This is a genomic window from Colwellia sp. KS18-150 (genome assembly GCF_057551365.1).
In genome coordinates this window covers 80,010-89,842 of record NZ_BAAJMC010000016.1, presented here as the reverse complement: position 1 = coordinate 89,842, position 9,833 = coordinate 80,010, and the positions used below count along the sequence as shown (strand labels likewise).

Annotated in this window: 9 protein-coding genes and 1 pseudogene; 6 read left to right on the top strand and 4 right to left on the bottom strand. The window is 37.5% G+C overall.

Annotated elements, in window-relative coordinates; translation table 11 throughout:
* Positions 1-281 precede the first annotated feature (281 nt).
* Positions 282-1,973: a Na+/H+ antiporter NhaC family protein gene (locus AC27IF_RS15840; RefSeq protein WP_487055309.1), complete on the top strand. Its 1,692-nt coding sequence runs from the start codon at positions 282-284 to the stop codon at positions 1,971-1,973.
* 72 nt (positions 1,974-2,045) lie between these two features.
* Here AC27IF_RS15840 and AC27IF_RS15835 read toward each other — a convergent pair whose 3' ends face one another.
* Positions 2,046-2,366, bottom strand: coding sequence for a hypothetical protein (locus AC27IF_RS15835; RefSeq protein WP_487055308.1), 321 nt, complete (start codon positions 2,364-2,366; stop codon positions 2,046-2,048).
* Between the two features lie 9 nt (positions 2,367-2,375).
* On the opposite strand from AC27IF_RS15835, the pseudogene AC27IF_RS15830 reads away from it, so the two are divergent.
* A pseudogene (locus AC27IF_RS15830) lies at positions 2,376-3,023 on the top strand (substrate binding domain-containing protein); the annotation flags it as partial.
* A gap of 209 nt (positions 3,024-3,232) precedes the next feature.
* The gene (locus AC27IF_RS15825; protein ID WP_487055307.1) at positions 3,233-3,559 is read left to right on the top strand and encodes an STAS/SEC14 domain-containing protein; all 327 of its coding nucleotides are present in this window, start codon (positions 3,233-3,235) and stop codon (positions 3,557-3,559) included.
* Between the two features lie 3 nt (positions 3,560-3,562).
* Here the strand turns inward: AC27IF_RS15825 and AC27IF_RS15820 are convergent, their stop codons facing one another.
* Positions 3,563-5,830, bottom strand: coding sequence for a peptidase U32 family protein (locus AC27IF_RS15820; RefSeq protein ID WP_487055306.1), 2,268 nt, complete (start codon positions 5,828-5,830; stop codon positions 3,563-3,565).
* Positions 5,831-5,979: 149 nt separating this feature from the next.
* On the opposite strand from AC27IF_RS15820, the gene AC27IF_RS15815 reads away from it, so the two are divergent.
* Both AC27IF_RS15815 and AC27IF_RS15810 read left to right on the top strand, forming a co-directional pair.
* The gene (locus AC27IF_RS15815) at positions 5,980-6,663 is read left to right on the top strand and encodes a glutathione S-transferase (RefSeq protein ID WP_487055305.1); all 684 of its coding nucleotides are present in this window, start codon (positions 5,980-5,982) and stop codon (positions 6,661-6,663) included.
* On the top strand, positions 6,660-8,360 hold the full coding sequence (locus AC27IF_RS15810; protein WP_487055304.1) for an RluA family pseudouridine synthase: 1,701 nt from the start codon (positions 6,660-6,662) through the stop codon (positions 8,358-8,360). The genes AC27IF_RS15815 and AC27IF_RS15810 overlap by 4 nt, the downstream gene beginning before the upstream one ends.
* Before the next feature lie 262 nt (positions 8,361-8,622).
* Here the strand turns inward: AC27IF_RS15810 and AC27IF_RS15805 are convergent, their stop codons facing one another.
* Both AC27IF_RS15805 and AC27IF_RS15800 read right to left on the bottom strand, forming a co-directional pair.
* Positions 8,623-8,820, bottom strand: a complete 198-nt coding sequence (locus AC27IF_RS15805; protein WP_487055303.1) for a helix-turn-helix transcriptional regulator — start codon at positions 8,818-8,820, stop codon at positions 8,623-8,625.
* Entirely contained in the window at positions 8,817-9,242 is a 426-nt protein-coding gene (locus AC27IF_RS15800) for a hypothetical protein (RefSeq protein ID WP_487055302.1), read from the bottom strand. Before AC27IF_RS15800 ends, AC27IF_RS15805 begins: the two co-directional genes overlap by 4 nt.
* A 204-nt stretch (positions 9,243-9,446) precedes the next feature.
* On the opposite strand from AC27IF_RS15800, the gene AC27IF_RS15795 reads away from it, so the two are divergent.
* Positions 9,447-9,824: a response regulator gene (locus AC27IF_RS15795; RefSeq protein WP_487055301.1), complete on the top strand. Its 378-nt coding sequence runs from the start codon at positions 9,447-9,449 to the stop codon at positions 9,822-9,824.
* Positions 9,825-9,833 lie beyond the last annotated feature (9 nt).

The following is a 9,833-nucleotide window of genomic DNA, read 5'->3' as shown; positions in this document are numbered from 1 at the left end:
TTAATCCGTTGGCGCTAGACCATATGACACAAAAGTAGTAAATATTAATACCAAACGGATTAATTAACGCTCGCTAAATGATCTGCTAATTAGTCCGGTTGGTATGATACAGTCCTTTGGCTTATTGGTATTTATTATTTTCCTAACCTACACTCAATATCATTATTTTCAAATATTTTCATTTCCTTTTAACGTTAACATATTGAAAAGTATGGCTGACTTTAAGCATTGTTGCTTCTAATAAAAATGTATACTCAAAGGATAATGAAATTGGAGTAACGATGGGTATAAAACGTTGGGTATCAATTATTGCTCTTTTGGTTGCCTCATTTACAGTCGCATACTTAGCTGAAGGTAGCTCATCTCTAGAATCAGCAAACGTCATTTCAGTTTTACCGCCACTTATAGCTATTTTAGCCGCCTTCATTCTCCGGCAAGTTATTATTGCGTTGTTTTTGGGAATTTGGTTTGGCGCATGGGCAATAGCAGGAAAAGACTTCAGTGCGCTTTTTCAAGCTTTAGTCGATATACCACAAAAATATACTCTGAATGTTATGAATGATACCGAACATATTTCTATCATTCTAATTACGTTGTTTATAAGTGGAATGGTGGGCGTTATTGCTGCTAATGGTGGTTTAATTGGCTTAATCGAACAGGTAAAACGTTGGGCGAGTAGCCGAAAAAAAGCCCAGTTAAGTACTGTTTTTATGGGGTTTGTCATTTTTTTTGATGACTATGCTAATACATTAATTGTCGGTAACACCATGCGTACGCTCATTGATAAAATGAAAGTTTCTCGTGAGAAATTAGCCTACCTAGTTGATTCAACTGCTGCGCCTTTAGCCTCTATCGCGTTAATTTCACTTTGGATTGGCTATGAGGTTGGCTTGATTGAAACCGCAATTGAAAGTATTGATGGTTTAAGCGAACCCTATGTTATTTTCCTACACTCAATCGCTTATAGCTTCTATCCATTGTTGACGCTCATTTTTGTCATGTTTATCGCTTTTACAGGAAAAGATTTTGGTCCAATGTTAATAGCGGAAAAAAGGGCTTTATCGGGAAAAGCAGTGTTAGATAAATCAGCTTTATCTGCAGACACTCCTGATAAGCTACAATCTAGCTGGTTGAATGCCATGTTACCTATCTTCATTTTAATAATCACAGTTTTCGTTGGCATTTTAATAACGGGTCAAGGAAGTACAATAACAGAGATACTCGGCAGCGCTAACTCATTGGTAGCTTTATTATTTGGTGGCTTTTTAGGCTCAATTGTTGCCATTGTTATAACTATTGCTCAAAGAATTCTATCGATAGAAGATACAATAAATGCTTGGGTTAATGGCTTAAGTAACGTTACCTCAGCGTTAGTTATTCTTGTGTTGAGCTGGGCGCTCGCTGAAATAACCAAAGAGCTTAACACTGCCGGTTATTTAGCGGCCATAATAGGAGATGGAATTTATCCTGCTTTGTTTCCTGCAATTATTTTTGTACTGTCGGGTGTTATTTCGTTAGGAACAGGTACAAGTTGGGGAACTATGGGAATATTAATGCCATTGGTTGTTCCTGTGAGTTGGAGTTTAGTTTCAACGGATAGTGGCTATGTTGACCCAGAGAATATGCACATCATCTACTCTTCTATTTCTTGTGTACTCGCTGGCGCCGTGTGGGGAGATCATTGCTCGCCAATATCAGATACTACTATTTTAGCCTCCATGGCATCTCAGTGTAATCATATAGATCACGTTCGAACACAAATGCCATATTCACTTGTTATTGGTACCACTGCCTTTTTAGGCACCTTGGTTACAGGTTTTGGCGTTTCATGGTGGCTAGTACTTGTTACATCTACAGCATTGTTATGGTTTGGATTGAATCTATTTGGAGAATCTAGCGAGTTATCATCACATTCCAAATCCTTCACTGTAAATACAAGTGAACTAGAAGAAACTGTGATTATTGAAAAGTGATAGTCTATTGATGTGTATTTGCTAAAAGCTAAATAATTAATGAGCGATAAATTTCATGGGAATCAATTAACTTTATTGCTTTATATTAACGTTGGTGAGATCAACGACAAATTTACCGCGAGATTCAGCTGAAAATTGCTGGTTCAATGCGGTTGATATGGTATCAGCATTAAAATCAATCATGTTAATCTCTGGTAGTTTGATAGTGTTATTTTCAACACTTTCCAAGAGTAGTTTACTCATAAAGCTCATATGTTGCTGTGCACATAAACTATTGGCTAACCAAGCGCCGCCTAAAGAGACAATACTGATGTTTGGCGCTTTTTTGAATAGTAACTCTTGATCTAGCGCCGGAAGAGGTTTTAAACAAGCGATACGACCGCAAAATCGCATTAATTCAATATTGCTAAACGTTATTTACAGCCAGTGATTAATGATTTTCAAAAGCGTTTTCCACAAGTTGAAATAGAACTCTTACTTGAAGATCGTGTTGTCGACATTGTAGCCGAAGGGGTTGATTTAGCTTTTAGGGTCGGGGAGCTGAAAGACTCAACTTTAATTGCTCGAAAAATTGCAAGAAATCGACTTGCTATATTAGCATCCCCTGAGTTTATTCAAACCTATGGCATGCCGAAAACAATTGCAGATCTAGGTGGTTTACCTGCCGCTAGTTACGCCAGTAGATCAGTAAGGATCAAAGGTATTGATTACATTAATGACAAAGGAAAACCGGCAGAGCAATTAATTAATAGTGTTTTTCGAGCCAATGATGCCGAAGTACTTTTATTAAAGGCCTTGTCGGGAAGTGCATATGTTGTGGTACCTGCTTTTATCATTGGTGATGAAGTGAGTCGTGGAGATTTAGTTCCCATACTTACCGACGTGAATTTATCGGACTATGCCGCAATGTATGCCATTTATCCGCACCGAGATCTTCCGGTAAGAACAAGGCTATTTTTTGATGCCGTACGTGATTATATTGGTAAAGGTAAACCAATTTGGGAACATAATATTGCTGATTTTGACGCCATGTACCAAGGGGGCAATTAGCTTACCTATTAAATAATCTTGATAGTTAAATGCAAGTTATTGCGCATTTTATGGGTCTTATATAGAGGAATTCTTGTAGTTAACTGTTTTTTTAAGTAACGTATTTTAAGTAAGCTTAAATTGCAGTCGTTTTAAATTTTTGAATGATAAGGTTTTAGATGGAGTGTTACCGGGTCTCTTACGCAACGATCAATGTGTTAGGTGAGAAAATGGGAGAAATAATTGTTGATGCTGGCATGAATATTAATCTTGCAATGGTAGAAGAAATACATCAAAAACTCAGTGAAATTTTCACCTCTAGCTTTTCATTACTGATAAATAAGCGTAATTCATATTCTACCGAATTAGATGCTTTAATCGCATTTGGTCAATTAGCGGCATTAGATAAAATAGCGATATTCGCGCCAAATAAAATGGCTAAATTAAGTGCTGATTTTTCGGCTGATATTCCTAGCTCTGCCGAGCTAAACATTCAAGTGTTCACCGCAAAAGCAGCTGCACTTGAATGGCTCTGGGAAGAAGAGGCCAATATCTAAACGTTACAAGCCAGTATAGTATTGGCTTAATGTTGACTCAGGTACCATGGTATGTAAGGTATTAGCTGTTTCAGCGCTCCCTGATAATAACTGCTCAAACTGCTTAATTAAGCTCACTTTATCTGGGCTAGATTTATCACCCATGCCTATGTCAGTTAAATCAATCATAAAGGTGTCAAATAAATCATTGAGATCGTCTAGGATTTCTATGTTTAAAAATTGATCTTGGTTATAAATGCTTGGATAACCACCTTTTTGCTTATCAATAGCAAAGTTATCGCCTTTGAGGTTAGTAATACTGGTGGATTTATCACAAGACAGCATACAACCGTTATCGATTCTGGGTTTTTCACAGCCGACACTTTGTTGGAAAAAACACTGTCTACTGGCCATTAATAAAATAGGATGGTAGATGCTATACAGTAACTTAAAATTCTTCGGACGGGCGATGTTTCGTATTTGCTGTTTATTGATTTCATTAGAAATAAAGGCGCCACTACAATCAAAGTCCTCTTGTAGTGCCATTAGTGCATAAGAATTGGTGGTATTTAAAAATGGTCCAGCAAGCCACTTGATTCCTAAACGATATGCTTCATAGGCGATACCGGTATTATTGGTAACAATCAACTTAGGTTTGACTTGATGCAAAATATTTACTGCAACATCATAATCTTTACCAATGAGCACAGCAGGGAACCAAGGAATGATATTTGGATTAGCGTTAAAAAAATCAACGTATTTAGTACAGCCGCGTTTATAGGCATCAGGTAATTTAAAGTAAATATCGGCATCAGTGTCATCGGCTAATGCAACATCTGCTTCATCACAAATAAGTATTGATAAGTTAGCTTTTTGATCATCACTAGCTTTTTCTTTGGCGTGATGCGTTAATTTAGGCAGAATGACTTCAGGTAACACAGCTTGATTGTCGTTCAACAAACTTGCCAGCTGTTTTTTCAATTGGCTCAGCTCTTTAAATGGAATACTTAAACCCGAAAGCAAGCTATCTGTGTCAATTTTGGTTAATTGGTAGCTGCTGTTATTAAAGCTTTTAAAACGCTTTTCAATAACACTGTGATCAATACAGGCTTTTTCACTTGGTGTTAATAAGCTTGTTGATTGCACGATAAATTCTTGGTACTCATCATTGTTAGTGACAGTAGCAACTATGCTTAATGGTGTATTTATTTCTCCAGAGAAGTCTAACGTTAGCGATAATTTATCAATACTTAAACAGTTGATTTTATCAAATACAGTGGCTTTAATTTGTTTATTTTGCTGATGAAGTTCTTGCTCTACGTCATGTATTTGTACCACCGAAATCGCATTACTTTTATCAAGAGCATGTTTGGTTGAATTATCCCTAGGGTTATCAATAAACATAGATTGATTTAAGTCACCACGTAAAAAAGCATTGGAGAAATCACGATTAAATACTTGATATAAACGCTCACCGTCTTGAGTTAGCTCTCCGGTATCAAGTATGCCATCAATTTGTTTTCTAAAGCTGTCTACTACAGTGTGAACATAGTTAGCACCCTTGATGCGCCCTTCAACTTTAAACGAGTCAACACCCGCATCAATCAAAGCAGGTAAATCAAAAAATGCAGAGTTATCTTTTATATTTAACGGGAAATTATTTCCCGACTCTGTGGTTTCGTATTCTTCACGGCAAGCTTGGCTACAACGACCTCGATTGCCTGAATTGCCGACACTAGCTGACGTTGAGTAACATAAACCTGAAAAGGCTACACATAAAGAGCCGTGAACAAATACTTCAACCAAGGTTTCATGTTCTTTAGCAACCTGAGTAATGGCAGTAATTTCTCGTAAATTCATCTCTCGTGATAAATTCACCCTTGAAGCCCCTAACTTTTTAAGGAAAGGAATTTGACCGATATTGTGAGTGGTCATTTGTGTTGAGGCATGTATATCTAGGGTTGGAAAATGCTTTTTAATTAAGTTAAATAAGCCAATATCTTGCACGATAACACCATCTAAACTGGTGTTAACGAGTTTACTTAATAAACTGGCTAATGATTTAAACTCTCGCTCTAAAATAACAATATTTAGGGTAAGGAAAATCTGACATTGATACTCGTGAGCTAATCTAATGATACCTACTAGCTCATCAAAGGAAATATTAGCGGCGCGGTTTCTGGCATTAAAGGTGTCTAAGCCACAATACACGGCATCGGCTCCGGCAATAATGGCGGCTTTTATGGCGTCGATGTCACCACCGGGGGCTAATAATTCTATTTTTGAACTCATTTGTGCTACTTAATTTACCTTAACTTTAATGAGGTGGGATTTTACCTGTATAATCAACTAATGAATAGCGCTAAAGCGACGTTAACTGTGGTTATCGATGCTAATAAATAGCGTACCAGCACAATATTTATTGGTGATACAGAATAATAATGTTGAATACCCTTGATTTACCTATACTTTATTCGTTGCGTAATTGCCCCTACGCAATACGCTCAAGAATTGCCATTTATTATGCTAAGCAAGCGGTTATTTTACGCGATGTGGTATTAAGTAATAAACCAACAGCAATGCTTATCGCTTCTCCAAAAGGTACTGTACCTGTGTTAGTACTGACTAAGCCAGAGCCGCAAGTGATAGAAGAAAGTATCGATGTGATGTTATGGGCTTTATCAAACTCAGACCCAGATGACTTATTACATAAAGATAATAAAGAGCTACTTATCGAAATGATGAAAGTCATTAGCATTTTTGATCAAGAATTCAAGTCTTGTTTAGAAGTCTATAAGTGTGCGAAACGTTATCATGAAACGAATATTGAGCAGTGTCGTCAACAGTGTGAGGTTTTTATAAAATCACTAGAGCAACGTTTAGATAATCATAATTTCTTAATATCAGATAAGATAAGTTTACTCGATATCGCTTTATTACCTTTTGTCCGTCAATTTTCACGTGTCGAGCGTCAATGGTATCTGCAAGCACCATACCCACAGCTAAGGCGTTGGCTCGATAGATTTTTACAAAGCCCAATGTTTACTAAAGTAATGACTAAACGCCCCATTTGGTGTGAAGACGATAGCTCGCAAGAAAATGACCTGGTAATTATTGGCCAATGATAAATTCAACTCAGTGTTTTACTGTATTTAAAGCAACTATTGCCGACTACAGTTTACCTAAACGCTTTACTTACCCTTTTTGTTACGAGCCACATCCACTTTGTTTGCTAGCCGCAGATGAATTACAACAACAATTAGCAAAGTCGCCATTGCTTGAACAAGAGTTAGCCGGTGTTGGCAAAATGTTTGGCGTACTTTTGGTCGCTAATGATAATGGTGAAATAGGATATTTAACGGCTTATTCAGGGAAAAGTTTTACTCAAAATGTCGGCATTAACTTTGTTGCACCGGTATTTGATCTTAATGGCCAAGATGACTTTTTTCATGCTGACAATTTAATTATTAATCAGATAAACACCGAAGTAGAGCAGCTAATGGCTGCTCCTGAGCTCGAACAATACCAGCAAGCGTTATCTTTATTGTTACAACAAGAAAAACAGAGTATTGAAAGTCTGCAACAAACGATGACTATTAATCGAAAAACGCGTAAAGACAAACGCAGTCAAATAAGAGCTTCCTTAAGTGAAGTTGAATCAGTAACTCCACTCAAACTATTAGCCAAAGAGAGTGTCGCCGATAAAAATCAGTTAAGGGATTTGAAACGATATTGGCAAGACAAAACTGCGCAAGCTCAGCAAGCTTTAACCAAGCTAACCGATGAAATAAATACCTTAAAAAATAAACGTAAACGACTATCTACCAGACTGCAAAAAAAACTATTTAAGCAATACCGCTTATTAAACGCTGCTGGTGTAGAAAAAGATCTGATGGAAATTTTTCAACAGACAGCTTTTCCTATGCCGCCCGCAGGAACGGGTGATTGTGCGGCGCCGAAACTTTTACAATTTGCTTTTCAGCACAAGTTACAGCCTTTGGCTATGGCTGAGTTTTGGTGGGGTAAAGCGCCTAAATCAGCCTTGAGACAACATAAAAATTTTTATGGTGCTTGTTCAGGTAAATGCCAACCAATATTGACGCATATGCTTGCTGGCATGGCAGTGGATGAGAATCCTTTATTGATAAATCCAGCTCAAGGCAAAGAGCTTCCTATAATTTATCAGGATGAATATCTGGTGGTTGTTAATAAGCCCAATGAGTTTTTGTCGGTACCAGGAAAAAATATTGAAGACTCGGTCTATTTACGTATAAAGCAACAATTTCCCCAAGCCACCGGTAGCTTAATTGTTCACCGCTTGGATATGTCCACATCAGGCCTGATGGTATTAGCGTTAACGCAACGTGTGCAAAAACACCTACAACAGCAGTTTATTAATCGTGATATTAAAAAGCGTTATCTGGCTGTGCTGGAGGGCGATGTTGAAAAGTCATTGGCGCAAAGCCAAGGTGAGATTACTCTGCCATTGCGCGGCGACCTTGATGATAGACCAAGGCAATTGGTGTGTTTTGAACATGGCAAGCCGGCAAAAACTCAATGGCAAGTTATCAGTTGCGAAGAGGGGAGAACTAAACTTTATCTTTACCCTGAAACGGGTCGCACACACCAATTACGTGTTCATTGTGCTCACCCTCAAGGATTAAATTTACCTATTTTGGGTGATGACTTGTATGGCCATAAAGATTATCACAACAATGAGATGAATAAGGCTCAACGTTTGCATTTACATGCGCAGCAGTTAACGTTAAGCCACCCAATAACTAAAGCTGTGATGACTTTCGAAGCAGAGTGCGATTTATAGGGGCTGTTGATCTTTCATTATAGTCTCTGCTATTGGCTAACTTTTAAGATAACAAGGCGAAAAGAGTGATATGTAGCCACCTACTTTAACGATTTTTAACAAAGTTAGGTTGAAAGTTAGTCATAGCCCTTCGGGTTGCCTTGAAAAAGCGTCACTCTTTGTTGCTTAAAGTGTATTTGGAGCAACCAAACATTACTTTAAACGCCTCGACTGACCTCTTTTTCAAGAGCAACAGTGTGATAAACTGAAAAATCAGCAGACCCTATTGCTCTTCATCTTGAAAAATTTCTTCTATTGCCATTTTAAATAATCGAGCTGCTTTAAACGCTAATGGCAAACTGGGATCGAATTTACCCTTTTCTATCGCATTGATTGTCTGCCTTGATACGCCTAATGCTGAGGCTAACTGTGCTTGAGTCCAGTCGCGCTCTGCTCGTAATACTTTTAAGCGATTTTTCATTGAAACTTCCTATGACCAGCAATAATACCGACAAGATAGCTTAAACACATAACCACGACTAAATGCGCAATTTCCGGTTGAAAACTAATAAGTTTTATATCTTCGAGCAACTCATAGCTTAAACCTACAACAAGTCCTACTCCCAAAGATAAACCCATCGCATCAAATAATATCCTTTGCTGCATTTCATCAAGACCTCGTAAGTAACGTCTATTTGCTAAGAGCATACCTAAACCAACACCTAAGCTGATGACAATAGCAATGGCACTTAACAGTGTGTTGAATTCCCACAGGTATTTTGGGGCAAAGGCAGCGATAGCCATTGAAATAACCCAAGCGGCAGTCCAGTTTCTTAAGTTTCGAGTATTTTGGCAATTGCGATCATTATATTCATTGGTATTTACTTGGCCGGACTTAGTCATTGCTTAGTTCCTTATGATATTAACTTATTTCAACTAAACTTTATCTTATGTAAAGCTTGCTTGTCTTTAATTTAAGTTGTTTTGATTTTTGTGTCAAGTGTGTTTTACATAAAGTTTGGTTTTCATTACTTATGTACTGGTAAATATATTATTACTGTCTACACTTAATGATTAGCCGAGGTTATCTATTAAAGGGATGTTGTGATGAAAGTGCTTGTGGTCGATGATATGTTGTCTATGCGTCAGGTTATGATGCACATGTTACGAGGCTTAGGTTATGAAGACTTAGATGAAGCTTGTAATGGTAATGAAGCTTTAAGGAAACTTGAAGCTACAGAATATGATTTATTAATTACTGACCTACATATGCCTAATTTAGACGGTAAACAACTACTGAAAAAAATAAGAGAGCACAGGCGTTTGACACATTTACCGGTATTAATGGTCACCTGTGAAGATGAGAAGTCACAAGTACAAGACTTAATTGCTTCTCAGGTGACAGGGTTTATAATTAAGCCATTTAATGTCAATATTTTAAAAAGACACTTAGCTTGGATAAAGCAGGATATACGGATAGTTTAATCATTGGTT

What these genes read in the sequence shown, in the direction of transcription:
- AC27IF_RS15800 (WP_487055302.1), bottom strand. Translation starts at nt 9,242, where the DNA reads ATGACTAAGTCCGGCCAAGTAAATACCAATGAATATAATGATCGCAAT.
- AC27IF_RS15815 (WP_487055305.1), top strand. Translation starts at nt 5,980, where the DNA reads ATGTTGAATACCCTTGATTTACCTATACTTTATTCGTTGCGTAATTGC.
- AC27IF_RS15840 (WP_487055309.1), top strand. Translation starts at nt 282, where the DNA reads ATGGGTATAAAACGTTGGGTATCAATTATTGCTCTTTTGGTTGCCTCA.
- AC27IF_RS15810 (WP_487055304.1), top strand. Translation starts at nt 6,660, where the DNA reads ATGATAAATTCAACTCAGTGTTTTACTGTATTTAAAGCAACTATTGCC.
- AC27IF_RS15835 (WP_487055308.1), bottom strand. Translation starts at nt 2,366, where the DNA reads ATGCGATTTTGCGGTCGTATCGCTTGTTTAAAACCTCTTCCGGCGCTA.
- AC27IF_RS15795 (WP_487055301.1), top strand. Translation starts at nt 9,447, where the DNA reads ATGAAAGTGCTTGTGGTCGATGATATGTTGTCTATGCGTCAGGTTATG.
- AC27IF_RS15805 (WP_487055303.1), bottom strand. Translation starts at nt 8,820, where the DNA reads ATGAAAAATCGCTTAAAAGTATTACGAGCAGAGCGCGACTGGACTCAA.
- AC27IF_RS15825 (WP_487055307.1), top strand. Translation starts at nt 3,233, where the DNA reads ATGGGAGAAATAATTGTTGATGCTGGCATGAATATTAATCTTGCAATG.
- AC27IF_RS15820 (WP_487055306.1), bottom strand. Translation starts at nt 5,830, where the DNA reads ATGAGTTCAAAAATAGAATTATTAGCCCCCGGTGGTGACATCGACGCC.